A 24,743-nucleotide genomic window follows, 5' to 3' on the forward strand; every position below is an offset into this window, starting at 1 on the left:
GCTAGGGACGGTGAACCCCTTGGAATTCGGGATCTTCGTACAGGGATATGTGCCCAAGTTCCGCTCGGAGGTCGACCCGCAGGCCGAGCACCACGCGCTGATGGAGGAGACCGAGTACGTCGTCCAGGCGGACCGGTCGGGCTTCAAGTACGCCTGGTTCAGCGAGCACCACTTCCTCGAGGAGTACTCGCACCTGTCCGCCAACGACGTCTACATCGGCTACCTCACCCACGCCACCGAGCGGATCCACCTCGGGTCGGGCATCTTCAACCCCCTCCCGCAGGTCAACCACCCGGTGAAGGTCGCGGAGAAGGTCGCCATGCTCGACCACCTCTCCGACGGGCGCTTCGAGTTCGGCACCGGCCGCGGCGCCGGCAGCCACGAGATCCTCGGCTTCCTCCCCGGCATCACGGACATGAACGCCACCAAGGAGATCTGGGAGGAGACCGTCGGCGAGTTCCCGAAGATGTGGCTCAACGAGGAGTACCCGGGCTTCCAGGGCAAGCACTGGTCCCTGCCGCCCCGCAAGGTGTTCCCCAAGCCGTACGGGACGTCGCACCCGGCCATGTGGTACGCCGCGGGCTCGCCGCCCTCCTACGCCATGGCCGCCCGCAAGGGCCTGGGCGTGCTGGGCTTCAGCGTCCAGAAGGTCTCCGACATGGAGTGGGTGCTGGAGCAGTACAAGACCGCGGTGCGCGACGCCGAGCCCATCGGGGACTTCGTCAACGACAACGTCATGGTGACGACCACCGCGATCGTCGCCGAGACCCGCAAGGAAGCGATCCGCGTCGCCGCGAGCAGCAACCTCAACTACCTGCAGTCGCTGGTCTTCCGCTACCACGACACCTTCCCGCGCCCGGAGTACATCCCGCAGTGGCCCGAGCTGCTGCCGACGTACACCGAGGAGCTCATCGAGATGCTCCTCGACGAGGAGCTGATGATCTGCGGCGACCCCGACGACGCGCTCAAGCAGTGCAAGCGCTGGGAGTCCGCGGGGGCCGACCAGCTGTCGTTCGGGCTGCCGGTGGGCGTCCCCTTCGAGGACACGATGCGCACGATCAAGCTGGTGGGGGAGCACGTCATCCCCAAGATCGACACGGACCCGGTGCACCGGACCACCCGCTTCCGCCGGGCGGCGTGACGCCGCGGGCCACCGACAGGGCGGCGCCTTCCCGGACCGCCGCCCGGCCCCCGTCCGGACCGGCACCGCGGCGGCGGCCCGCCGCGCCCGGGGACGGCCGGGGGCCACACCCGCGCGGCGGGCGGCCCGCCCGCGGCCCCAGCAGGAGGAGGGACCACGCATGCTCGACCACCTGATCCGCGGCGCGACGCTCGTCGACGGCACCGGTGCCCCGGCCCGCACGGCCGACGTCGGCCTGCGGGACGGCCGCGTCGTCACGGTCACGCGGCCCGGCCGGGCCGAGGAGCCCACACGGACCACCGAGGACGCGACCGGGCTGGTCCTCACCCCGGGCTTCGTCGACCCGCACACCCACTACGACGCCCAGCTGTTCTGGGACCCCTTCGCGACCCCCTCCATGAACCACGGGGTCACCACCGTCGCCGGCGGCAACTGCGGTTTCACCCTGGCGCCGCTCAAGCCGCAGGACGCCGACTACACCCGCCGGATGATGTCCAAGGTCGAGGGCATGTCGCTGAGGGCCCTGGAGTCCGGGGTCGACTGGAGCTGGCACGGCTTCGGCGACTACCTGGACGCCCTGGAGGGCCGGATCGCCGTCAACGCCGGCTTCATGGTGGGCCACTGCGCGCTGCGCCGCTACGTCATGGGGCCCGACGCCGTCGGCGGGCAGCCCTCACCGGACCAGCTCGACCTCATGCTGCGGCTCTTCCACGAGTCGATGGAGGCCGGCGGCTGGGGCCTGTCGACGACCCAGTCCGCCACCCACTCCGACGGCGACGGCCGCCCGGTGGCCTCGCGGCACGCCCGGCCCGCGGAACTGCTCGCGCTCTCCCGGGCCGTCGGGGAGCACGAGGGCACGCAGATCGAGGCGATCGTCGCCGGTTGCCTGGACACCTTCTCCGACGACGAGATCGACCTCTTCGTCGACATGAGCGTCGCCGCGGGCCGCCCGCTCAACTGGAACGTGCTGACCGTCGACGCCGCCGTCCCGGACCGTGTGCCCCGCCAGTTGCAGGCCTCCGAGCGGGCCCGCAAGGCCGGGGGCCGCGTCGTCGCGCTGACGATGCCCATCCTGACTCCGATGAACATGTCGCTCGGCACCTTCTGCGCCCTCAACCTCATCCCCGGCTGGGGCGAGATCCTCTCCCTGCCCGTCCCCGAGCGCATCGCCCGGCTCCGCGACCCCGAGGTCCGCGCGGGGATGCTCCGCCGCGCCGGCAGCCCCGAGGCGGGTGTCTTCCGCCGGCTCGCCGACTTCGGGCGGTACGTCATCGGGGACACGTACTCCGAGGAGAACCGGCGGGCCGGCGTCAGCGGCCGGGTCGTGCGGGACATCGCCGCCGAACGGGGCCAGGACCCCTTCCGCACCCTCGTCGAGATCTGCGCGGCCGACGAGTTGCGGACGGTGCTGTGGCCCATGCCCACCGACAACGACCCGGACAGCTGGGAGCTGCGCCGGAACACCTGGGAGCACGAGGACGTGCTGCTCGGCGGCTCCGACGCGGGTGCCCACCTGGACCGCATGTGCGGGGCGCCGTACACCACCCGGTTCCTCGGCGACTGCCTGCGCGGCCGGCGGCTGGTCCCGCTGGAGAAGGCGGTGCGGATGCTCACCGACGACCCGGCGCGGCTGTTCGGACTCCGCGGGCGCGGCCGGGTCGCCGAGGGGTACCACGCCGACCTGGTGCTGTTCGACCCCGAGCGGATCGACGCGGGCACCGCCACCCTCGTGCACGACCTGCCGGGCGACAGCCCGCGCCTGGACTCCAGGGCCCGGGGCGTGGTCAGCGTGCGGGTGGGCGGCGTGGAGACGATCCGCGACGACGGGATCACCGGGGCCGTCCCCGGCCGGGTCCTGCGTTCCGGACGGGACACCCGCACGGTCCCCACGGGCCTGTGACCCCGGGCCGCCCCCGTGGCGGGACACCGTGTCGCGGGTGTCCGCGCCGCGCGGCACGGGCATAACGTTGGCCCACAGCACGGGAGGTGCGACGACGCCATGCGGATCGCCACGACGATCTTCCTGACCGACCACTCCGTCCCCGCCGTCCGGCTCGCCCGGGAACTGGAGGAGCGCGGCTTCGACGGCCTGTACCTCCCGGAGCACACGCACATCCCGGTCAGCCGCCGCACCCCCGCCCCGATGGGCGGCCCGCTGCCGCCGGAGTACGGCCGTACGCTCGACCCCTTCGTGGGCCTGTCCGCCGCCGCGGCCGTCACCCACCGGCTGCGGCTCGGCACCGGGATCACGCTGGTCGCGCAGCACGATCCGATCGTGCTGGCCAAACAGGTCGCGAGCCTGGACTTCCTCTCCGGCGGCCGGTTCACCCTCGGCGTCGGCTTCGGCTGGAACGTGGAGGAGGCCGCCGACCACGGGGTCGACTGGCCGCGCCGCCGGGAGCTGGTGCGGGAGCGGATGGCCCTCATGCACGCCCTGTGGGCGCCGGAACCGACCGCGTACGAGGGCGGCTCCTGCCGGGTCGCGGCCAGCCACGCGTGGCCCAAGCCCGCCTCGGGCGGGCGGCCCCGCATCCTGTGCGGCGGCGCCGGGGGCCCCGCGCTGTTCGCGCACATCGCCGAGTACGCCGACGGCTGGATGCCGATCGGCGGGGGCGGGCTGGCGGAGAGCGTGCCGCGGCTGCGCCGGGTGTGGGAGGCCTCCGGCCGGGACGCCAAGGCGCTCCAGGTCGTGCCGTACGCGGTGCGACCCAGTCCGGGCAAGCTGGCGTACTACCGGGACCAGGGCCTGGAGGAGGTCGTGCTGCAACTGCCGTCCACGGGAACGGCGGACGTGCTGCGCACGCTCGACGACTACGCGCAGTACATCTGACCCCGGCCGGCGCTCAGGTGCCGGGGTAGCGCTCCAGCCACGCCGCGGACGCGCCGCCGGGACCGTGCAGCGCGGGACCCTGCGTCATCTCCATGGCGAAGTCGTCGGCGAGCTGGAGGACGGTGCCCCGGCCCTCCAGTTCCGCGGTCCAGGCCGGGGGCAGGGCGGTCTCGCCGTGCTGCACGCCCAGCAGGTTGCCGCAGATCGAACCGGTGGAGTCGCTGTCCCCGGAGTGGTTGACCGCCAGCAGCAGTCCGTGCCGGACGTCCTCGGCGACCAGGGCGCAGTAGACGCCGACGGCGAGCGCCTCCTCGGCGGTCCGGCCCGCGCCCAGGGACTCCACCCGCTCCGCGCCGGGCAGTCCCTGGCGTACGGCGCCGAGGGCGGCCTGCAGTGCCACGGAGGTCTCCTCGTGCCCGGGGCGTGCCGCGATCAGGGCCAGCGTGTGCTGCACGGCGCCGTCCAGGGCCTCGCCGCGGGCCAGTCCGTGGACGATGACGGCGAACGCCCCGGCGGCCAGCACGCCGGTGGGATGACCGTGCGTCTGCGCGGCGCACTCGACGGCGAGCTGGAACACCAGTTGCGGCTCCCAGCCGACCAGCAGGCCGAAGGGCGCGGACCGTACGAGCGCGCCGCTGCCCTTGGCGTCCGGGTTCTTGGGGTTGTCGAGGGTGCCCATCCGCTCGTCGCCGAGACCGGTCAGGCAGGCCTTCCCGGGGCCGCGGCGCGCGTACAGCCACTCCTCGCGGGCCAGCCAGCCGGCGTCCTTGCGGCGCTCGTCGGGCCCCCAGTCGTTCTGGGTGGCCGCCCAGCGCAGGTGGGCCCGGTGCACGTCGGTGGGCGGGTGCCAGGCCCCGGCGTCGCGGCGCACCTGGGCGCGTATCAGGCCCTCGGCGGTGAACAGCGTCATCTGGGTGCCGTCGGTGACGGCCCCCCGCCGCCCGTACGCCGGGACGTAGTCGGTGACCCCGTCCTTCCCGTGCGCCTTCCGCAGGGCGGCCAGGGAGTCGGACTCGACGCCTGCGCCGAGGGCGTCGCCGATCGCACCACCGAGCAGACAACCGCGCACCCGGCTGCGGAAGTCCTGCTGCTCGGCACGCCCCCATATGGCCCCGACCATGACCAACGCCTCTCTGCTCGACCCGACCAAGCACTGTAATCGACCCAGATCGGTCGGCTTCCGGTCACGAACGGAATGTGGTCGGTCACGCATCGGCGAAGGCCCCCGCTGCCGTGGCAACGGGGGCCTTCGAGGGGCCGGGGCCCGGGGGTCACCAGGTGCGGCCCTGCCACGCGGGCCGGGGGGCCTGGATGCCGCGGGTCAGTGCCCAGCGGGCCGCGCCCGCGAGCAGGGAGGTGACGATCAGCCCGATGAAGAGGTTCACCACGCAGGTGGCGAGCATCTCGTTGGAGCGGTGCAGGGCCAGCGGGATCACCACGGCGAAGAGGGTCAGCCCGGCCATGATCCAGCCGAAGAACAGCGTGGCGCGGGGCGTCGTGGTGAGGAGGACGCGCAGCAGGAGCGTCGCGGCGAGCGCGACGAGCGCTGCCCCGAGGATGTAGGCGGTGGCGGCGGCGTCGCGCCACAGCCCGTAGCCCTGGGGGGCGAAGAGCGGCAGCAGCAGGAATCTCTGCGCGACCAGGATGCCCGCCTTGGCCAGCAGGCCGGCGAGCACCGCGGTCACGGCTCCGACGGCCCACAACCGCCAGGCGTGGACGCGGCGGCGGTCGTGGTCGGCGTGGCTGCTTGACACGTGGGGTTCCTTTCCGGTCAGCCGACGCAGAGGACCAGGAGGCACAGCTGCATCGGTGACTTCGTTGCCGGCGGCGTGGGGGCCGCCGTCGTCGTGGGGGGTGTGGCCGGGACGTCCGCGGGGGAGTGGGGGGCGGACGAGGGCGCGGTGGTGTGCGGGGTGATGTCCGCGGGTGTGGGGACGGCCGTGACCGTGCCGGTCCGGGGACCGGTGTCGCCCTGCGGGGCGGTGTGCGCCGGCGCGGTGGTGCGCGTCGCGGTCGGTGCGGCGTGGGGTGCGTCGCCGCGCGGCGCGGTGGTGGCGGGGTGTGCGGGCTGACCGGGGCGGTGCGTGGCGTCGCCGCCGGGCTGCGCGGGGATCGAGGAGAGCGGCAGGGTGCGGGCGGTGGCCGGGGTCAGGGTCTCCGCGGCCGCCGCCGTGTCGGCCCGGCCCTTGGAGCCGCCGTGCGGCAGCGCCGCGACCGTGAGGCCGCCGCCGACGAGTGCCACGGCCGTGGCCGCCGCCGCGCGCCGCCGGTTCTTCTTCCAGCGTTCCAGCTGCCGTCGCCGGGCCGCACGACCCTGCAGCGACGGGTCGGCGTCGTCCTGTTCGGTTCCGTCGGGGTCGTCCGGGGAGTCCGCGTCGCGGAGCCGCTCGCGTTCGGCGGTCGGGTCCGGGCCCTGCCACATGGGCGGTGCTATGTCGGGTGCGTACGCGCCGCACCCCGGACACACGAGAGCCCCGTTGAGATGCCGACGGCAAGAGGAGCAGTAGTCCATCTCCGAGTCTTTCTCTGCTGACAACGCCGCCGGGGGACGTCGGCGGCAGGTCCGCGCGCACGTTCACCGTGCAGGGCGGGACGGCCAGCAACGCTAACGACACCTCCCGAAGGAGGTGCGCAGCCTGTGTGACGCTTTTGGAGAGTTGCTCGGACTCTTTTGCACAGGTTGCCGAGGGGCGCGGCTGAGGCCGCGCCCCGGCTCAGTCCTCGAGGACGGGCAGCAGTTCGGGCAGGTGGCCGTCGGAGGCCAGGCCTGCGGCGATGCGTTCTGCGGGTACTTCGCCGTAGGTGGTGGTGCGCTGGCGGGCGGGGCGGCCGGCGGCGTCGGCGATGGCGACCAGGTCGCGGATGGAGCGGTAGGAGCCGTAACCGGAGCCCGCCATGCGGGAGATGGTCTCCTCCATCAGGGTGCCGCCGAGGTCGTTGGCGCCGGAGCGCAGCATCTCGGCGGCGCCGTCGGTGCCGAGCTTGACCCAGCTGGTCTGGATGTTGCGGATGTGGGGGTGGAGCAGGAGGCGGGCCATGGCGGTGACGGCGCGGTTGTCGCGCAGGGTGGGGCCGGGGCGGGCGATGCCGGCCAGGTAGACGGGTGCGTTGGTGTGGATGAACGGCAGGGTGACGAATTCGGTGAAGCCGCCGGTCTCCTGCTGGATCCGGGCGAGCAGGCGCAGGTGGGCGAGCCAGTGGTGGGGCTGGTCGACGTGGCCGTACATCATGGTGGAGGAGGAGGGCAGGCCCAGTTCGTGTGCGGTGGTGATGACCTCGACCCAGGTGGCGGCGGGCAGTTTGCCCTTGGTCAGGACCCAGCGGACCTCGTCGTCGAGGATCTCGGCGGCGGTGCCGGGGACGGAGTCCAGGCCGGCTTCCTTGGCGGCGGTCAGCCATTCGCGCAGGGACAGGCCGGTGCGGGTGGCGCCGTTGACGACCTCCATGGGGGAGAAGGCGTGCACGTGCATGCCGGGTACGCGTTCCTTGACCGCGTGGGCGATGTCGAAGTAGGCGGTGCCGGGCAGGTCGGGGTGGATGCCGCCTTGCATGCAGACTTCGGTGGCGCCGAGCTGCCAGGCCTGTTCCGCCCGGTCGGCGACCTGGGACAGGGACAGGGTGTAGGCGTCGGCGTCGGTGCGGCGCTGGGCGAAGGCGCAGAACCGGCAGCCGGTGTAGCAGACGTTGGTGAAGTTGATGTTCCGTGTGACGACGTAGGTGACCTCGTCGCCGACCGCGTCGCGGCGGACGTCGTCGGCGATCCGGCACAGCGCGTCCAGCGCCGCCCCGTCGGCGTGCAGCAGCGCGAGCGCCTCGGCGTCGGTCAGCTTCGTGGGGTCGTCGGCGGCCACGGACAGTGCGGTGCGCACGTCGGCCTCGATGCGGTCCGGGACCAGGCCGGGGGCGGCCTGCTCGCGCAGCGCCTCCCAGTCCCCGTAGACCTCGTCGAAGTCGTCCCGGCGGTCGCCGGTGCGTCCCTCGGTGTCGATGGTGCGGTGCAGGTCGGTGCGGCCGACGGCGGTGAACACCTCCTCCGGCTCCTGCCACGGACGGCCGGTGACCTCGGCGTCCTCGCGCGCCAGACCTGTGGCCGGGTCGGCCAGCGCGGTGACGTGCGGCAGCAGCCGCGGGTCCAGCCACGGCTCGCCGCGCCGGACGAACTCCGGGTAGACGCAAAGCCGTTCGCGCAAGCTGAAGCCCGCCTCCGCCGAGCGCGCCGCCAGCTCCTCGATCTGCGGCCAGGGCCGCTCGGGGTTGACGTGGTCCGGGGTCAGCGGCGAGACCCCGCCCCAGTCGTCGATGCCGGCCCCGATCAGCCGGGCGTACTCCGCGTCCACCAGGTTCGGCGGCGCCTGGAGGCAGGCCGACGGCCCCATGATGTGCCGGGCGACCGCCACCGTGGCCACCAGGTCGTCCAGTTCCGCGTCCGGCATGCCGCGCATCGCGGTGTCCGGCTTGGCGCGGAAGTTCTGGATGATCAGTTCCTGGATGCCGTGGTACGACCGCGCGACGCGGCGCAGCGCGAACAGCGACTCGGCACGCTCCTCGTAGGTCTCCCCGATGCCGATGAGCAGCCCGCTGGTGAACGGCACGGAGCTGCGCCCCGCGTCCTCCAGCACCCGCAGCCGTACGGCCGGTTCCTTGTCGGGGGAGCCGTAGTGCGGGCCGCCGGGCTCGCTCCACAGCCGGGTCGCCGTCGTCTCCAGCATCATGCCCATCGAGGGGGCGACCGGCTTCAGCCGCTGGAAGTCCGTCCAGCTCATGACCCCGGGGTTGAGGTGCGGCAGCAGCCCCGTCTCCTCCAGGATCCGGATGGACATCGCCCGCACGTACGCGATGGTGTCGTCGTAGCCGTGCGCGTCCAGCCACTCCCGCGCCTCGGGCCACCGATCCTCCGGCTTGTCCCCGAGGGTGATCAGCGCTTCCTTGCAGCCGAGTTCGGCACCGCGCCGGGCGATCTCCAGCACCTCGTCCGGGGACATGAACATCCCGTGCCCGGCCCGCCGCAGCTTGCCGGGGACGGTCACGAAGGTGCAGTAGTGGCATTTGTCCCGGCACAGACGGGTGAGCGGGATGAAGACGCTCTTGGAGTAGGTGATGATCCCGGGCCGTCCCGCCGCCTCCAGGCCCGCGTCCCGCACCCGGGCCGCGCTCTCCGTCAGGGCGGCGAGGTCCGCCCCCCGCGCCTGGAGCAGCACCGCGGCCTCCGCGGTGTCGAGCGCGACGCCGTCCCGTGCGCGCCTCAGGGCACGGCGCATGCTGTTGGTGGTGGGCGGAGTGTGGGTCATCCTCCGAGGATAGGTGCGGCGTACGTCAGTCGGCGGTGTCGGGAGGATCACCGGGCCGCCGGGCCCCGACGGGGAATAACCGAGCTGGCCTTGACGTCCGCGTCAAGGTCTACCGTCGGGGGCATGCGGATCGGAGAACTCGCCGAACGGGCCGGGACCACCACCCGCGCCCTGCGCCACTACGAATCGCTCGGCTTGCTGCGGGCCCGGCGCACGGGCAACGGCTACCGGGCCTACGACGAGCAGGACCTGCGACTGCTCCGGCAGATCCAGGCGCTGCGCGCCTTCGGCTTCGAACTGGAGGACACCCGGCCGTTCGTGGACTGCCTGCGGGCCGGCCACCCGGAGGGTGACTCCTGTGCCGCCTCGATCGACGTCTACCGGCGCAAGCTGGCCGAGCTCGACGAGTGCATCGACCGTCTGGGGGAGCTCCGCGAGCGACTCGGCTCGCAGCTCGTCCGCGCGGAGCTGGCCTCGGCCGGGGGCACCTCCGAACCGCGCTGTGAGTTCAGCTGCGAGGCAGACGAGGGGAGTACGCGATGACGACGCACATCGAGGGCCTGACCGAGGTGACCGACGCGACGTTCGCCGAGGAGGTGCTGGGGGCCGAGGGGCCGGTGCTGGTGGAGTTCACCGCCGACTGGTGCCCGCCCTGCCGCCAGATCGCCCCGGTCCTGGCGGAGGTCGCCCGCGAGGAGGCGGGCCGGCTGAAGGTCGTCCAGCTCGACGTGGACCACAACCCGCAGGCGACGTCGGCGTACGGCGTCCTGTCGATGCCGACCCTGATGGTCTTCCGGTCGGGGGAGCCGGTGAAGTCCCTGGTGGGGGCGCGGCCCAAGCGGCGGCTGCTGCAGGAGCTCGCCGACGTCCTGTGAGCGGGCGGGCGCCCGGGCGGGTCCCGGGACGGGTGAAGGCCCGCCCCGGGAACCGGCCGTCAGGCCTTCGCGGGCTCCTCGGGCAGGGTCGCGGCGGCGGCCGCGTCGTCCCCGTCCCCGTCGGAGTTGATCCGCGCCAGGACCGCGTCGCGCTCCGGGGTGTCCTCGGGCTTGACGAAGCCGATGAGCACGTACAGCACGAGGCTGACGGCGAGCGGCGTCACGATCTGGATCTGCAGCTGCACCCCGTCCAGGCCGTAGTTGGTGAGCCAGAAGGCGAACAGGCCCGCCGCCCAGGAGACCAGCGCCGCCGTCGGGCCGGACTTGCGGAAGGTGCGCAGCAGGCCGAGCATGAACGGGATCGCGATGGGGCCCATCAGGCCGGCCACCCACTTGATGACGACCGTGATGATGTCCTTGAAGGTCGGCGAGTTGACCTGGGTGGCCACCGCCATCGACAGGGCGAGGAAGGCCACGGTGGTGAGCCGCGCCGCGAGCAGTCCGGCCCGCGCGTTCCAGCCGCGCGCCGCCTTGGACAGCACCGGGGCGATGTCCCGGGTGAAGACGGCGGCGATGGCGTTGGCGTCGGAGGAGCACATGGCCATGGTGTGCGAGAAGAAGCCGACGACCACCAGGCCCAGCAGGCCGTGCGGCAGCAGTTGCTCGGTCAGCAGGGCGTACGAGTCGGAGGCGTCCGGCTTCTGCGCCTTCACCAGCAGCGGGGCGACCCACATCGGGAAGAAGAGGATCAGCGGCCAGACGAACCACAGCACGGACGACAGCCGCGCCGAGCGCGTGGCCTCGCGGGCGTTGCTCGTGGCCATGTAGCGCTGGGCCTGGTTCCACATGCCGCCGTTGTACTCGAACGTCTTGATGAACAGGTACGCCAGCAGGAAGGTCAGGGTGTACGGGCCGGCGGTCGGGGCGGTGTGGTTGTCGGGCAGCTTGTCCCAGACCGTCCACAGCCCGCTGATCCCGCCGATCTCGCCCAGCACCGCGACCAGCATGGCGAGGCCGGCCAGCAGCTGGATGACGAACTGGCCCAGCTCGGTGAGGGCGTCCGCCCACAGGCCGCCGACCGTGCAGTAGACGGCCGTGACGGCGCCGGTGATGAGGATGCCCTGGTTGAGGGAGACACCGGTGAAGACCGACAGGAGGGTGGCGATAGCCGCCCACTTGGCGCCCACGTCCACGATCTTGAGCAGCACGCCGGAGACGGCGAGTGCCTGCTGGGTCGGGACGTTGTAGCGGGTCTTCAGGTACTCCAGCGGCGAGGCCACGTGCAGCCGCGAGCGCAGCCGGTTGAGCCGGGGCGCGAAGAGGTTGGCGCCGATGGCGATGCCGATGGCGATGGGGAAGGACCAGGTGACGTACGAGGTGACGCCGTAGGTGTAGGCGATGCCGGCGTACCCGGTGAACATGACCGCGCTGTAGCCGGACATGTGGTGCGAGATGCCGGACAGCCACCAGGGCATGCGACCGCCCGCGGTGAAGAAGTCGCTGACGTCGTCGACGCGTTTGTGGGACCACAGGCCGATGGCGACCATCACGCCGAAGTAGCCGACGAGTACAGCCCAGTCGAGACTGTTCATGCGTTGTTGCCCCTTCCAGGGGTCCGCCTTGTGAACGGGAGCGCACTTCGCCGGTACGTCCGTCGCGGGGCGGCGCCCCAGATTGAACCGCCTGGAAAGGGGCTGGTCAAGACCATCGGCGTTCAAGGACATGAACGCCGATCAGCGAGTAGAACGATTTTACTTGTTCTTGACCTTACTTCACGTTGTTGTGAACCTGCCCGGCGCCCCACGATGAGCGGGTACTTCGCCGGAACGACCGCACGTCGACCGGAGCCCGCCCGGGCTCCGACCGTCCCTGTCAGTGCATCAGTTCGCCCGCGTTCACCAGCAGCGACTGCCCGGTGATCGCGCGCGCCCGGTCGGAGGCCAGGAAGACCGCGGCCTCCGCCACGTCGCCGTCCGTGGCCAGCTCCGGCAGCGCCATCCGGTCGGTGAGCCGGTGCAGCACCTCGTCCTCGGGTACGCCCTCGGTGTGCGCGGTGAAGCCGACGTAGGCCTGGACCGGCGGGCCCCACATCCAGCCCGGCAGCACGGTGTTGACCCGGATCCGCTCCGGGCCGAGTTCACGGGCGAGCGAGTACATCGCCGAGGTGAGCGCGCCCTTGGAGGAGGCGTACGCCGCCTGGCGCACCTGGGACGGCGCGGCCACGGCGGACTGGGTGCCGATGAAGACCACCGAGCCGCCGCCGCGCCCGCGCAGACCGGGCAGGCAGGCCCGGGTCATCCGCAGCGTGCCGAGCAGGTTGACGTCCAGCACCGTCTTCCAGGTCTCGAAGTCGGCGTCGGCCAGACCGCCGAAGTAGCCGTCCATGGCGGCGACGTGGACGACCGCGTCGATCCCGCCGAAGCGCTCCTGTGCGAGTGCGGCCAGCGCCTCGCACTGTGCGGCGTCCTTGATGTTCGTGGAGCGCCAGGCGACGTGGGCGCCCCCGGGGTCGATCTCGTCGGCCGCCTTGGCGAGGTGGGCCTCGGTGCGGGCCCCGAGCACCGCGTTCCCGCCGTCGCGGACGACGGCCTGGGCGACGCGCTGTCCGAGGCCGGCTCCGACCCCGGACACCACCACGGTCTTGTCGCGCAGCAGCACGACCCACCACCTCCACCCCGACGGATGAACTGACGGATCGTCAGAATAGGCTCACCCGCCCGCGATGGCCAGGGCCTTGGCGAGCCGGCGCAGCCCCTCCCCGATCTCGTCCGGGGTGTGCGTCACGAAGGACAGCCGCAGCGCCGCACGGTCGGGCTCGCCCGCGTAGAAGGGCGCCCCCGGCACGTAGGCCACGTCGTGGGCCACCACCTGGGGCAGCAGCTCCGTCGCGTCGTAACCGGCGGGCAGCCGCGCCCAGACGAACATGCCGCCCTCGGGCCGGTTCCACGAGCTGCCCTCGGGCAGCGCGCCGGGCAGCCCGGCCAGCAGGGCGTCCCGCCGCTCCCGGTAGGCGGCGCGGACCCGGGTCAGATGGGCGTCGAGGTCGGAGTCGGCGAGGTAGCGGGCGGCGGCGGCCTGGTCCACGGTCGAGGTGTGCAGGTCGGCGGACTGCTTGGCGACCACGCACGCGCGGTGCAGGGTGGCCGGGGCGCGCAGCCAGCCGAGCCGCATCCCGGGGGCCATGATCTTGGACAGGCTGCCGAGCAGGACCGTACGGTCGGCGGCCGCCTCGTGGGAGGCGATCCACGGCTCCGCCTCGCCGTCGTAGCGCAGTTCGCCGTACGGGTCGTCCTCCGCGATCCACAGACCGTGCCGTTCGGCGATCAGGGCGACCGCCTGCCGGCGCTCGGCGGTCGTCGTGCGGCCCGTGGGGTTCTGGAAGGTCGGCACCAGGTAGAGCAGCTTGGCCTTCTCCCGGACCACGGCCAGCTCCAGGGACATCGGGTCGATGCCGTCCGCGTCGGAGGGGACGGGCACCACGCGGGCGCCCGCGAAGGCGAAGCACTGCAGCGCCGCCAGGTAGCCCGGGTCCTCCACGAGGACGACGTCCCCGGGTTCCAGCAGGGCGGTGGAGATCAGGGTGAGGGCCTGCTGGGAGCCGCCGGTGACGAGCAGGTCCTCGGAGCCGGTGGGCAGTCCCGCCCGGCTGAGCCGGCCGGCGACCGCCGTGCGCAGCGCCGGGTCCCCCTCGGTGGTGGAGTACTGCAGCACCCGCTCGGGTGCCTCGGCGAGGACGCGGTCGTACGCGGCGCGTATCGCCGCGGCGTCGAAGAGCTCGGGGGCGGGCAGCCCGCCGGCGAAGGAGATCACCTCCGGGCGGGCGGTCAGCGCGAGGATCTCCCGTACCGGCGAGCCGCCGACGGAGGTGGCGCGGGTGGCGAGGCCGGGGACGGCGGCACGCATGGCGGGCTCCTTCGCTGTGGGCGGGCGATTTCGCGGACCGTACACAGATGTGCCGGGCACCGCCACGGGCTTCCATTTCTGACGCTCAGTCAGCTACACCGTATGCATGACCGAAGAAGACACCCGCAGCGAGGTCTACGCCGAACTGGCCTCCGTCGGCCCGTACGGCCCCGGCCTCGGCCACGCGCTCATCACCATGGTCGAGCCGCACCCCGGCCACGAGTACGCCTACAACCGCTGGTACGAGGACGACCACTTCATCGCCGGTGCCATGGCCATGCCCTGGATGTACGCCGGGCGCCGCTGGGTGGCCACCCGCGACCTGCAGTTACTGCGCTACCCGGAGAAGTCCGCGGTGGCCCGGCCCGTCACCGAGGGCTGCTACATCACCGTGTACTGGATCACGGCCGGGCGCTACGGGGACCACATGAAGTGGACCGTCGCCATCAACCGGCGCCTCAACCGCGACGCCCGCGTCCACCACGACCGCACCCACGTCTTCACCGCCTTCCAGGACCACGCCGTCACCGTCTACCGTGACGGGCCGGCCGGGCCCCGGGACTTCCACGCGCTCGACCACCCCTACGCGGGGCTGGTCGTCGAGGTGGTCGACACCGACACCCCGCAGGAGTGCGACGCGCTGCTCGGCCTGCTGCGCGACCGCCACCTGCCGCGGCGGCTGGCCGGCTCGCCCTCCGCGATGGTGACCGTCTTCCGTCCCACACCGCTGCCGCTGGAGCGGATGTCGTACGTGAAGCAGGTCGAGGGCGTCGGCACCCGGCTCACCCTGCTGTGGTTCCTGCAGCGGGACCCGCGCGAGGTGTGGGAGGAGCACTTCACGGGGCTGGACACCGAGGTGGCCGGCACGGGGCTCGGTCGGGTCGAACTCGTCGCGCCCTTCGTCCCCACGGTGCCCGGGACCGACACCTACGTCGACCGGTTGCGGGGGTAGGGCGCCGGGGTGGCAGTGAGCCCCCTCGGCCAGGACGGCGTGCCGGTCGAGAGGGCCCGTACGGATACTGCGGCGGTGCTCAGTCGAGGTCGTACGTCCCGTGGCCGACGTCCGCGACGAACGCCGCCCAGGCCTCGGGGGAGAAGGCGAGCGTCGGGCCGTCGGGGTCCTTGGAGTCGCGGACGTCGACGGCCGACGTCGTACGGGAGGCCACCTCGACGCAGGCGCCATTTCCCTGGGAACGGGTGGACTTGGTCCACGCCCTGGTGTTTCCGAGCTGAATAGCCATGATCGCTCCGAGCATTCTTTTTTGTGCAGCTCTGACGTGATCGAAGCTACTCGCCAACATCACTGCCCACAGCGGCTATTACCTCCAACGGGTGGCATATTCCAGGAGGTCTTCCGCCTCACGGGACGCAGGTGTACTCTGTGGCATTCCCGCCGGGGAGTCAGCGTGCATACTCCTTAGCGGCGTCCGCGATGAACTGCCGGCTCTGCTCCGCGCTGAGCGCCTGGGCCCGCAGGTGCTCGTACATCACGCTGTAGCCGTGCACGTCGGTCGGCTTCTCCAGGTACAGGTCGCTCGTCACGCCCTCGATGTAGACGACGCTGGAGTCGGTGGCGTCGGCGAACTCCAGGATCGCGAAGTTGCCGGACATGCCGGGGTGGGCCCCGGCGTCGTACGGCAGGACCTGGACCGTGACGTGCGCCTGGGTGCTCATCTGGGCCAGGTACTCCAACTGTTCGCGCATCACGTCCTTGGTGCCGACGACACGGCGCAGCGCGGACTCGTCCATCACCACCCAGAAGCGCAGCGGCGAGTCCGGGTCGGTGACGCGCTCCTGGCGCCGCAGCCGGATCTCGATCCGCTTCTCGATCTGCTCGGGCGTGGCCTCGGGGAGCGTCCCCTCGATGACCGCCGAGGCGTAGTTGCGGGTCTGCAGCAGGCCCGGCACCACCAGGGAGTCGTAGACGCGCAGGGACTCGGCCTCGGTCTCCAGGCCGATGTAGACGCTGTAGGGGACGTCGCCGAAGGCGTGCCACCAGCCCTGCTGCCGGGACTCGCGCGCCATGTTCATCAGGGAGTCGACGAGACGGCTGTCCTCGACCCCGTACACGCTGCACAGGTCGCGCACGTCGCGCTGGCTGATGCTCCGGCGCCCGTTCTCCAGCCTGCTGATCTTCGACTGGGAGACCAGCAGCCGGGCGGCGACCTCCTCCGCGGTCATCCCTTTCTGCTCGCGCAGCTTGCGCAGTTCCGAGCCGAGTCGGCGTCGCCTGACGGTGGGATTGACGTTGGCGGCCACGGGATGTGCACCTCCGTATTCCGGACTGGTCCGTGTTCTCTGCAGATATGTACTGCTGGTCAGCAGAGTGCCACTATCGGTCATCCCACCGCTGGGAATTGGTCATATGCTGCGCTCGTCGAAAGAGCGGACAAACAGCAACGCGCGGGGCGGCGGCCGGCCGGTGCCGGTCGCCGCCCCGCGCGCGGCGGTTGCGATGGGATCGCGGTCGTCACGGTGTCCGGGCCCTGCCGCCGGACACCCCGGGTCAGCGGACGCCGGCGCGGACCATGCCGTGGCCCGTCGCCCTGGCCGCCGCCGGACGCCCCTGGGCGGGGGCGCGCTTCGGCTGCGCGGCGGCACCGTTCTGCACGTCCATCACGGCGTGCGCGACGAGGCCGCCCATGGGGTCGTACCTGATCAGGTCACGGAGCCGCGATCGGGACGACCGGCCTTCGTTGCCCGGGTACAGGTGCTTGCCGAGCCCCACGGCATGGGCGATCGCGGCGAGCGCGGCGGTCCGCGGGTCCGGTGGCACCCCGGTGCGGATCGCACTGTCCAGCCGGGCCCTGATCTCCCGGCTGACCTCGCTGTCGGTCGCCTGATAGCGCGTGGTCGGCAGCACCCCGCACATCTGCCCCGGCACGGCGTGCACCATGCCGCACCGTTCCAGATGCGTGAGATACGTCTGGCGCAGCCCCAGGCGGGGCCCGCCGATCCAGTGGACGGCGCGCACGGGGCTGCCACGACGGCGCAGCAGTTCGAGCGCGGAGTCCAGGGTCGGATCTCCTGTCGGCCGTGGGTGCACCACGGCGATACGATCCCCGTCAGGGGCTATCCGTCCTGCGAGGGCCAGCTCCACTAGCTGTGCCCCGGCAAGACCGAGGTCGAGCGACTGCGGCTGCGCCGTGGTACCCGTGGCCGGGTCCAAGGCGAGAAGCAGTAGCTCCTCCGGAAGTGTTCTGCGGCTCCTGCCCATCCATGCCTCCCCGCGTGGATGAATGACAGGGTGACGCCTCTCACACCGGCCTGTCGAGAGCGCCTTGCCCGTTCGTGCGGGAACCGACTCATATGTCGTTCTCGTCTAGCACCGAGGGCGGCGGTGGCTCGCGGGGGGCCGTTGGCGTCCCACGGCGGGTCCCACGGCGGCTTCACAGCAGGGGCCTGGAAACTGGTGTAAGGGTGAGCGGGGCGCCGCGGCGGCGCACCGCACGAGTGTGGAGGAGGTCCGGTGGCGGGCGAGTCCCCCGGCAGGGCGGAGCAGCAGGAGTTGTCGGGGGAGGCGACCGGAGGCGGGGCGGTGGATCCGCGGCTGTCGGTCTTCCGCGGGGTCGTGGGAGCGCCCCGGGGCGCATCGGAACCGGCCACCGGGGACCCGGAGTTCGCGCCGGAGCCGCCCGAAGCGGAGGGCGTGCCGGAGCCGGATCGGAGTGCTTCCGCTACGCCGGATGACGGAGCGGGCGTGGACGGCGAGCCGCAGGACGCTACGCCGGACGCGGAGGACGCCCCTCCGGCCGACGGCGCGGGGGACGATGCGGAATCCCGTACCGACGACGCAGTCGCCGAGGAGGCGGGCGCGGAGGAATCCGGTACGGACGGCGACGAGGACGGCGACGAGGACGGGGCCGGGGACGGGGCGGAGGTCGAAGCCGGCACCGAGGACGGCCCCGAGGGCCGCAGCGAGGAGCACCGCACCGAGGACGAGGCCGCCGAGGACGGCGCCGCGGAACCCACCGCCGGCGGGACGCCCGCGGAGGGGCCCGAGGACGCCGTGGACCCCGAGGACGGCGAGGAGCCAGAGGAGTCCGCGGACTCCGGGGCCGAGCCGGAGGAACCTTCCGCCGCCGGGGAGACCGGCCGTGGCGAAGAGCCTTCCGCGGGGACGGACGAGCGGACCGGGGCGGACGCCGAAGCGGAGCCCGGGGACGACGACGGCGGCGACGCGGGCGAGGAGACCCCGGACGACTCCACGCAGGACGCTCCCGGGAAGTCCCGGGACGCCACCCCCTCGGACGACGACGAGGACGACGCCGAGGGCCCCTCACAGGGCCCCGGAGACGTCAAGGGCGGACCCGGGGCGCGCGAGGCGTCCGGGGGCGGACACGACGGCCCCAGGGCCGGGGAGGGCACGCTCACGCTGCGCGCGCCCCGCACCGAGGGCGGCGGCACGCCGGCCAGGGACCGCACCATGACCCTGCGCGCGCCCTCCGCGTCCGCGCCCGTCAAGGCGCCCTCCCGGCCGAGCGGAACGTTCGTCCCGCTGCGGACCGACGACCGCCCGGCCGTGGTCCCGCAGGCCCCGGCGCCCGTGGAGACCGCGCGGACCACGGAGCCCGGCGGCGGTTCGCGGACGAAGCAGATGCCGCTGCCGCCCGACCCCGACGAGCCGCTGCGGCTGCTGGCGGAACTGACGAACACGCCGCCGCCGCCGCAGACGCCGCTGCGCACGACCGTGCGGCGGATCAAGATCTGGACCCCGCTGGTCCTGCTGCTGATCGTGGCCTTCTGCGTGGCGCAGGCGCTGCGCCCGCTGCCCGAGCCGGAGCTGGACCTGACCGCCGAGACCTCGTACACCTTCAAGGGCGACGAACTCGCGCTCCCGTGGCCCAGCGAGGGCCAGGCCGTCGTCGAGGCCGAGGGCCTGGGCCGCATGGGCGAGTTCGGCGAGCAGGTGCCGACGCCGATCGCGAGCGTCGCCAAGGTGATGACGACCTACGTCATCCTGCGCGACCACCCGATCAAGAAGGGCGGCAAGGGCGAGACCGTCGAGGTCGACCAGAAGGCCGAGGACCAGTACCACAGCGGCATGCAGGAGTCGGAGTCCGTCGTCCCCGTCACCGCCGGGCAGAAGCTCAGCGAGTACGAGGCGCTGGAGGCCGTCATGCTGCCCTCGGCCAACAACATCGCCCGCCTGCTGGCCCGTTGGGACGCGGGATCGGAGGAGGCGTTCGTGAAGAAGATGAACGCCGCCGCCGAGGAACTCGGGATGGACGACACGACGTACACCGACCCGAGCGGCCTGGAGGCGACCACCGTCAGCACCGCGAGCGACCAGGTCAAACTGGGGCACGCGGCGATGAAGGACGAGGTCTTCGCGCAGATCGCCACCAAGATCCAGTACACGGACATCAACGGCGACGACCAGAAGAACTACAACCAGCTGGCCGGCTACCACGACATCGTCGGCATCAAGACCGGCACCAGCACCAAGGCCGGCGGCAACCTGCTCTTCGCCGCCTACCGCACGATCGGCGGCACCAAGCAGCTGATCGTCGGCGCGATGCTCGACCAGCAGAAGGCGCCGATCATCGACACGGTCCTCAGCCGCAGCCGCACCCTGATCGACGGCACGCGGGACGCGCTCGCCTCGGCCACGATCATCAAGAAGGGCGACGTCGTCGGCTACGTCGACGACGGCCTCGGCGGCCGCACCCCGGTGGTGGCCGGGAAGGACGTCACCGCGATCGGCTGGACGGGCCTCAAGGTCGACATCTCGGTGGAGACCGGCAAGGGGGGTCTGCCGCACGCGGCGCAGGCAGGTGACCAGGTCGGTGAACTCGTCGTCGGAAAGGGCGACAGCATGATCCGGGTCCCGGTCGTGCTGCAGTCGGCCCTCGTCGAGCCCTCCTTCGGCTCGAAGCTGACCCGGGTCGCCTGACCCGGGTCGGCCCCGCCCGCGGTGCGCGGGCGATCGGGAGGACGGGCCGGCCGGACCGCTACACGTGGTCCAGCCGGCCCGCCTTCGCCTCCTCGACCAGCGAGCGGAACTGCTCGGCGCTCATCCGCACCCGCTGCCCGAAGTCGTCGGTCAGCACGACCCGCTGGTCGGCCGGCGCCGTCTCGTCCACATACAGCGTGGGACAGCCGCAGTCGCAGTTGCCGCAGAACACGGCCACCTGTTCCATCGGTCCACCTCTGCCCGGTCCGCGCCCGGCCGGTCACCGGGCGTCATGAGCGGCATACCCGTGGTGACGGTGTTTCAGGCCGGTGGAGCCGACGGGGCCGACGAGGCCGCCGGGGGCGGGGGCGTCTGGGGCGCCGAAGCCGCCTGGGCCGACAACTCGCGCTCCAGCGGGGTGCGGAAGCGGGGCGTGACGCGGACGGCGTCCAGCCACCCCCGCAGCCGCGCGGCCTCCGCCTCGATCGCGGCGACGGCCTCGCGGCCCGGGTCGCCGAAGAGCCGGTGGACGACCTCGCCGTCGGCGCGCTGCGCCCAGCCGCCGACGACCTGCCCGTTCCACCACACGGTCGGGCCGATGTTGCCCGAGCGGTCGAAGAGCGCCGCCCGCTCCCGTTCGTCCTGCGGCAGGTACCAGTCGCGCCGCTGCCAGCCCATCGGCGTCGGGTCCAGCGCGGGCAGCAGCGCCGCCCACGGTGGCGTCGGCGGGGCCGGGTCGCCGTCGCCCGGCAGCACGTGGCCGGTCTCCCCGTCGAGCAGGACCTCCTCCGTGCCGAGCGCCGCCAGGGCCTTGCGGACCTCGGTCAGCGTCCAGCCCGTCCACCACTTCAGGTCGGCCTCCGTGCCCGGCCCGTACGCGGCCAGCCAGCGGCGCACCAGCTCGACGCGCGCCTGCGCGGTGGGGGGCGTCCGGGTCACCGTGCCCGGGGCCCAGCGGTACTGACTGCTCGTCCAGCCGCCCACCGGCCTTCTGCGGACGATGCGGCCCTCCGCCGCCAGCACCCGCAGGACGCGCGTCGACACCGCCTGGGTGGCCTCGTACGGCTTGCCGCGTGCCACCACGACCTGTTCGCGCAGCCGGGGCACGTCGGAGGCGAGCTGCGCGGCCGTCGCCTCGCCGCGTCCGGTCAGGGCGGCGAGCACGGACTCCTCCAGCTCCGCCAGCCACCGCTCGTCCCAGCCGCCGCCGTCGGCCAGGTGCTTGAGCAGTTTCCGCCGCTCCAGCGCGGCGATCGCCAGGGCCGCCGCGGACAGCACCACCGGCGCCGAGGCGGTGGTGACCACGAACATCGTCCGCCGCATCGCGAGCAGCCGGGTCAGGCTCCGGTCCTCGTGCAGTGCCCGGTCCAGGGCCGCGGCGCCGGGCTCGCGCATCCTGGCGGCGGCCGACACGTAGACCGTCGCCGGGTCCGTGCCGTGCAGCGCCACCAGCGACTCGGTGACCTCCTCGGGGGTCGCGGCCCGCCGTTCCGGCGTCAGCCGGTGCCGTACCGCCATGCGGCGCCGCCGCTCCTGCGCCCCCACCGTCCGTCGTGCGTCCATGGCTCATCGTGGCACGGCCCACCGACAGCACCTCCGGCCGCCTGTGACGTACATCACACAATCGGTACCGGAAGTCGCGTAAGGACAGCGGCCGTCCGCGCTCTCCCGGTGGACCGGAACGCATCCGGAGCGCACCGCCCGCCTGCCGAGGAAGGCCATGCTGACCGACATCGACCACATCGTCAGGGCCCGTCTGCGCACCCCGCGCTCGGGGCCCCGGGGCCGGGAGATCACCGCGACCCTGCGCTACCGCCGCGACGACCCGCTCGCCGCCCGGATCACCTTCCCCGCGGAGGTCTCCCTCGACGGCGCCGAGGTGACCTGGGTCTTCGCCCGCGGGTTGCTCACCACGGGCCTGTACGAGCCCGCCGGGGAGGGCGACGTGCACATCCGGCCGAACGGGCCGGAGCACACCGCGATCGAGTTCCGCACCGACGAGGGCACCGCCCTCGTGGAGGTGCGCACCTCCGGTCTGCGGAGCTTCCTGGCCCGGGTGTACGAGGCCGTGCCGCCCGGGCAGGAACTGCGCCACCTGGACATGGACGCGGTGATCGCCGCCTTGCTGGACACCGACGGCGAGTGACCGCCACACGGCCACGGCCGCCCCCCCATGGCCCGGGGGCGGCCGTGGGGGTCAGCGCGCGAGCGGCCGGAACCCGCGCAGGCGCAGCGAGTTGCCGACCACGAAGACCGAGGAGAAGGCCATCGCGGCGCCCGCGATCATCGGGTTGAGCAGCCCGGCGGCGGCGAGCGGCAGGGCCGCCACGTTGTAGCCGAAGGCCCAGAAGAGGTTGCCCCTGATCGTGCCCAGGGTGCGCCGGGACAGCCGGATGGCGTCGGCGGCCACCCGCAGGTCGCCGCGGACCAGGGTCAGGTCGCTCGCCTCGATGGCGGCGTCCGTGCCGGTGCCCATGGCGAGTCCGAGGTCGGCGCGGGCCAGCGCGGCGGCGTCGTTGATCCCGTCGCCGACCATGGCGACGGACCTGCCCTCCCGCTGGAGCCGGGCCACGACGGCGACCTTGTCCTCCGGCATGACGTCCGCGATCACATCGGCGGCGTCGATGCCGACCTCGGCGGCGACGGCCCGGGCCACCGCCTCGTGGTCGCCGGTGAGCAGCACCGGGGTGAGGCCCAGTCCGCGCAGCATGCGGACGGCGTCGGCGCTGGTCGGCTTCACGGCGTCGGCGACGACGAGCACCGCGCGGGCCCGGCCGTCCCAGGCGGCCGTGACCACCGTGCTGCCGCGGGCCTCGGCCTCCGCCTTCGCCCGGGCGAGCCCCGCCGGGAGCGGCTCGGGCAGTTCCTGGCGGCCCACCGTGACCTCGTGGCCGTCGACGGTGCCCTGGACGCCGAGTCCGGGCAGCGCGCGGAAGCCCGTGACGTCGGGCAGCGGGCCGGTGCGCTCTTCCGCCGCCCGGGCGACCGCGCGGGCGATGGGGTGCTCGGCGGCGTCCTCCAGGGCGCCGGCCAGGCGCAGCACCTCGTCCTCCCGCTCGCCCTCGGCCAGGTGGACGCCGGTCAGCGTCATGGCACCGGTGGTGACCGTGCCGGTCTTGTCCAGCACGATGGTGTCGACCCGCCGGGTGGTCTCCAGGACCTCGGGTCCCTTGATGAGGATGCCGAGCTGCGCGCCCCGTCCGGTGCCGACCATCAGCGCCGTGGGCGTGGCCAGTCCGAGCGCGCACGGGCAGGCGATGATCAGCACGGCGACGGCCGCGGTGAAGGCGGCGGTCGGGCCCGAGCCGTTGCCGAGCCAGAAGCCGAGGGTCGCGAGCGCGAGCCCGATGACGACGGGGACGAACACCGCGGAGATCCGGTCGGCGAGGCGCTGCGCCGCCGCCTTGCCGTTCTGGGCGTCCTCCACCAGGCGGGCCATACAGGCCAGTTGGGTGTCGGCGCCGACCCGGGTGGCCTCCACGACCAGCCGGCCGCCGGCGTTCACCGTGGCCCCGGTGACGGCCCGGCCCGGCCCCACCTCGACCGGTACGGACTCGCCGGTGAGCATCGAGGCGTCGACCGCCGAGGTGCCCTCCCGTACGACGCCGTCGGTGGCCACCTTCTCGCCCGGCCGCACCACGAACAGGTCGCCGACGGCCAGTTCGGCCGTGGGGACGCGCACCTCGCGCCCGCCGCGCAGCACGCCGACGTCCTTGGCGCCCAGTTCCATCAGGGCGCGCAGCGCGGCGCCCGCCCGGCGCTTGGAACGGGCCTCGAAGTAGCGCCCGGCCAGGATGAAGGCGGTGACGCCGGAGGCGACCTCCAGGTACAGGTTGGCGGAGCCGTGCCCCTGGGCGACGGTCAGCTCGAAGGGGTGCGTCAGGCCCGGCACGCCCGCGTCGCCGAAGAAGAGCGCCCACACCGACCAGCCGAAGGAGGCCAGCGTGCCCATGGAGATCAGCGTGTCCATGGTGGTGGCGCCGTGCCGCAGGTTGGTCCACGCCGCGCGGTGGAAGGGCCATGCCGCGTACGCCACGACCGGCGCGGCCAGGGTCAGCGACAGCCACTGCCAGTTGCGGAACTGCAGGGCCGGGACCATGGCCATCGCGATGACGGGCACGGCGAGCACGACGGCGGTCAGCAGCCGCTGCCGCAGCGCCGTGAGCTCGCCCGGCGCGGACTCCGGCTCCTCCCGCGACGCGTCGGTGACCGGCGGGGCGGGGAGCGCGGCGGTGTAACCGGTGGCCTCGACGATGGCGATCACGTCGCCGACGCCGATCCCGTCCCCGAACGCCACCTTGGCCTTCTCGGTGGCGTAGTTGACGGTGGCCGTGACGCCGTCCATCCGGTTGAGCTTCTTCTCGATCCGGGCCGCGCACGAGGCGCAGGTCATCCCGCCGATCGCGAGTTCGAGCTCGGTGACGCCCGCAGGGGCGGCCTGCGCGGCGATCCGCGGGGTGACCTGCTGCTGATCCGGGACGGTCATGCCCGGCCGACCAGCTCGTAGCCCGCCTCGTCCACGGCGGCGCGGACGGCCTCCTCGTCCAGGGGGGCGTTGGAGTCGATGGTGAGCAGGCCGGTCTTGGCGTCCACCGTGATGCCGGTGACACCGGGGAGGGTCGAGACCTCCTTGCTGACCGCAGACTCGCAGTGACCGCAGCTCATCCCGGAGACGCTGTAGCTGACAGACATGGGTTCTCCTCGTGCGTCCTGTGCGTGTTCCGGTGGACGGCGTCGGGCACCGTGCCGTCCACCCACCACCAAATTATACCCCCTAGGGGTATCGAGGAAGGGGAGGGTGGGGGAGCGG

General features: G+C 72.9%; 22 protein-coding genes. 8 read left to right on the forward strand and 14 right to left on the reverse strand.

From position 1 onward, the window contains the following. Positions 1-19 precede the first annotated feature (19 nt). From PV350_RS03705 to PV350_RS03715, 3 genes are all read left to right on the forward strand, one after another. Complete coding sequence (locus tag PV350_RS03705) at positions 20-1,141, forward strand: LLM class flavin-dependent oxidoreductase (protein WP_499516864.1); 1,122 nt, start codon at positions 20-22, stop codon at positions 1,139-1,141. A 160-nt stretch (positions 1,142-1,301) separates the two neighbouring features. Continuing rightward, a complete protein-coding gene (locus PV350_RS03710) occupies positions 1,302-3,041 on the forward strand; it encodes an N-acyl-D-amino-acid deacylase family protein (protein WP_500332811.1) in 1,740 nt (579 codons plus the stop codon). 99 nt (positions 3,042-3,140) lie between these two features. After that, a complete protein-coding gene (locus PV350_RS03715) occupies positions 3,141-3,971 on the forward strand; it encodes an LLM class F420-dependent oxidoreductase (RefSeq protein WP_499512399.1) in 831 nt (276 codons plus the stop codon). 13 nt (positions 3,972-3,984) lie between these two features. Here the strand turns inward: PV350_RS03715 and PV350_RS03720 are convergent, their stop codons facing one another. The 4 genes from PV350_RS03720 to PV350_RS03735 all read right to left on the reverse strand — a co-directional run bounded on the left by PV350_RS03720 (position 3,985) and on the right by PV350_RS03735 (position 9,259). Further along, complete coding sequence (locus PV350_RS03720) at positions 3,985-5,091, reverse strand: ADP-ribosylglycohydrolase family protein (protein WP_500332812.1); 1,107 nt, start codon at positions 5,089-5,091, stop codon at positions 3,985-3,987. 151 nt (positions 5,092-5,242) lie between these two features. Continuing rightward, the gene (locus PV350_RS03725) at positions 5,243-5,725 is read right to left on the reverse strand and encodes a hypothetical protein (RefSeq protein ID WP_500332813.1); all 483 of its coding nucleotides are present in this window, start codon (positions 5,723-5,725) and stop codon (positions 5,243-5,245) included. A 17-nt stretch (positions 5,726-5,742) separates the two neighbouring features. Then, positions 5,743-6,483, reverse strand: coding sequence for an SCO2400 family protein (locus PV350_RS03730; RefSeq protein ID WP_499512396.1), 741 nt, complete (start codon positions 6,481-6,483; stop codon positions 5,743-5,745). Positions 6,484-6,685: 202 nt separating this feature from the next. Beyond that, positions 6,686-9,259 carry a bifunctional FO biosynthesis protein CofGH gene (locus PV350_RS03735; protein WP_500332814.1) on the reverse strand — a complete coding sequence of 858 codons (2,574 nt, stop codon included), beginning with the start codon at positions 9,257-9,259 and terminating at the stop codon, positions 6,686-6,688. Between the two features lie 123 nt (positions 9,260-9,382). Between PV350_RS03735 and PV350_RS03740 the strand changes: the two genes are divergently transcribed. Both PV350_RS03740 and trxA read left to right on the forward strand, forming a co-directional pair. After that, positions 9,383-9,802 carry a MerR family transcriptional regulator gene (locus PV350_RS03740; protein WP_499512394.1) on the forward strand — a complete coding sequence of 140 codons (420 nt, stop codon included), beginning with the start codon at positions 9,383-9,385 and terminating at the stop codon, positions 9,800-9,802. Then, a complete protein-coding gene (gene trxA / locus PV350_RS03745) occupies positions 9,799-10,134 on the forward strand; it encodes a thioredoxin (protein WP_499512393.1) in 336 nt (111 codons plus the stop codon). Before PV350_RS03740 ends, trxA begins: the two co-directional genes overlap by 4 nt. Before the next feature lie 59 nt (positions 10,135-10,193). Here trxA and PV350_RS03750 read toward each other — a convergent pair whose 3' ends face one another. The 3 genes from PV350_RS03750 to PV350_RS03760 form a co-directional block, all read right to left on the reverse strand. Further along, on the reverse strand, positions 10,194-11,726 hold the full coding sequence (locus PV350_RS03750) for a sodium:solute symporter family protein (RefSeq protein WP_499512392.1): 1,533 nt from the start codon (positions 11,724-11,726) through the stop codon (positions 10,194-10,196). A gap of 280 nt (positions 11,727-12,006) precedes the next feature. Continuing rightward, positions 12,007-12,792 carry an SDR family oxidoreductase gene (locus tag PV350_RS03755; protein ID WP_500332815.1) on the reverse strand — a complete coding sequence of 262 codons (786 nt, stop codon included), beginning with the start codon at positions 12,790-12,792 and terminating at the stop codon, positions 12,007-12,009. Positions 12,793-12,843: 51 nt separating this feature from the next. Then, positions 12,844-14,037, reverse strand: a complete 1,194-nt coding sequence (locus tag PV350_RS03760) for an aminotransferase-like domain-containing protein (RefSeq protein ID WP_499512390.1) — start codon at positions 14,035-14,037, stop codon at positions 12,844-12,846. Positions 14,038-14,143: 106 nt separating this feature from the next. Here PV350_RS03760 and PV350_RS03765 point away from each other — a divergent pair, with 106 nt between their 5' ends. Beyond that, positions 14,144-14,989 carry a hypothetical protein gene (locus PV350_RS03765; RefSeq protein WP_499512389.1) on the forward strand — a complete coding sequence of 282 codons (846 nt, stop codon included), beginning with the start codon at positions 14,144-14,146 and terminating at the stop codon, positions 14,987-14,989. A 79-nt stretch (positions 14,990-15,068) separates the two neighbouring features. Here the strand turns inward: PV350_RS03765 and PV350_RS03770 are convergent, their stop codons facing one another. From PV350_RS03770 to PV350_RS03780, 3 genes are all read right to left on the reverse strand, one after another. Beyond that, the gene (locus tag PV350_RS03770) at positions 15,069-15,278 is read right to left on the reverse strand and encodes a DUF397 domain-containing protein (protein ID WP_499512388.1); all 210 of its coding nucleotides are present in this window, start codon (positions 15,276-15,278) and stop codon (positions 15,069-15,071) included. 160 nt (positions 15,279-15,438) lie between these two features. Beyond that, on the reverse strand, positions 15,439-16,296 hold the full coding sequence (locus PV350_RS03775) for a helix-turn-helix domain-containing protein (protein ID WP_499512387.1): 858 nt from the start codon (positions 16,294-16,296) through the stop codon (positions 15,439-15,441). A 247-nt stretch (positions 16,297-16,543) separates the two neighbouring features. Continuing rightward, entirely contained in the window at positions 16,544-17,254 is a 711-nt protein-coding gene (locus tag PV350_RS03780) for a GOLPH3/VPS74 family protein (RefSeq protein ID WP_026251155.1), read from the reverse strand. 252 nt (positions 17,255-17,506) lie between these two features. Between PV350_RS03780 and PV350_RS03785 the strand changes: the two genes are divergently transcribed. Further along, on the forward strand, positions 17,507-19,933 hold the full coding sequence (locus PV350_RS03785) for a D-alanyl-D-alanine carboxypeptidase (protein ID WP_500332816.1): 2,427 nt from the start codon (positions 17,507-17,509) through the stop codon (positions 19,931-19,933). Between the two features lie 58 nt (positions 19,934-19,991). Here PV350_RS03785 and PV350_RS03790 read toward each other — a convergent pair whose 3' ends face one another. Then, positions 19,992-20,180 carry a hypothetical protein gene (locus PV350_RS03790; RefSeq protein WP_499512385.1) on the reverse strand — a complete coding sequence of 63 codons (189 nt, stop codon included), beginning with the start codon at positions 20,178-20,180 and terminating at the stop codon, positions 19,992-19,994. 74 nt (positions 20,181-20,254) lie between these two features. Beyond that, the gene (locus tag PV350_RS03795; RefSeq protein WP_500332817.1) at positions 20,255-21,496 is read right to left on the reverse strand and encodes a winged helix DNA-binding domain-containing protein; all 1,242 of its coding nucleotides are present in this window, start codon (positions 21,494-21,496) and stop codon (positions 20,255-20,257) included. A gap of 157 nt (positions 21,497-21,653) precedes the next feature. Between PV350_RS03795 and PV350_RS03800 the strand changes: the two genes are divergently transcribed. Continuing rightward, positions 21,654-22,079, forward strand: a complete 426-nt coding sequence (locus tag PV350_RS03800; protein WP_499512383.1) for an SsgA family sporulation/cell division regulator — start codon at positions 21,654-21,656, stop codon at positions 22,077-22,079. Positions 22,080-22,130: 51 nt separating this feature from the next. Here PV350_RS03800 and PV350_RS03805 read toward each other — a convergent pair whose 3' ends face one another. Continuing rightward, a complete protein-coding gene (locus tag PV350_RS03805; protein ID WP_500332818.1) occupies positions 22,131-24,419 on the reverse strand; it encodes a heavy metal translocating P-type ATPase in 2,289 nt (762 codons plus the stop codon). After that, positions 24,416-24,625, reverse strand: a complete 210-nt coding sequence (locus PV350_RS03810) for a heavy-metal-associated domain-containing protein (protein ID WP_499512381.1) — start codon at positions 24,623-24,625, stop codon at positions 24,416-24,418. Before PV350_RS03810 ends, PV350_RS03805 begins: the two co-directional genes overlap by 4 nt. Between the last annotated feature and the right edge of the window lie 118 nt (positions 24,626-24,743).

Origin of the sequence: Streptomyces sp. PA03-6a (assembly GCF_033792765.1) — a bacterium.
In the GTDB taxonomy this organism is placed as follows: Bacteria; Actinomycetota; Actinomycetes; order Streptomycetales; family Streptomycetaceae; genus Actinacidiphila.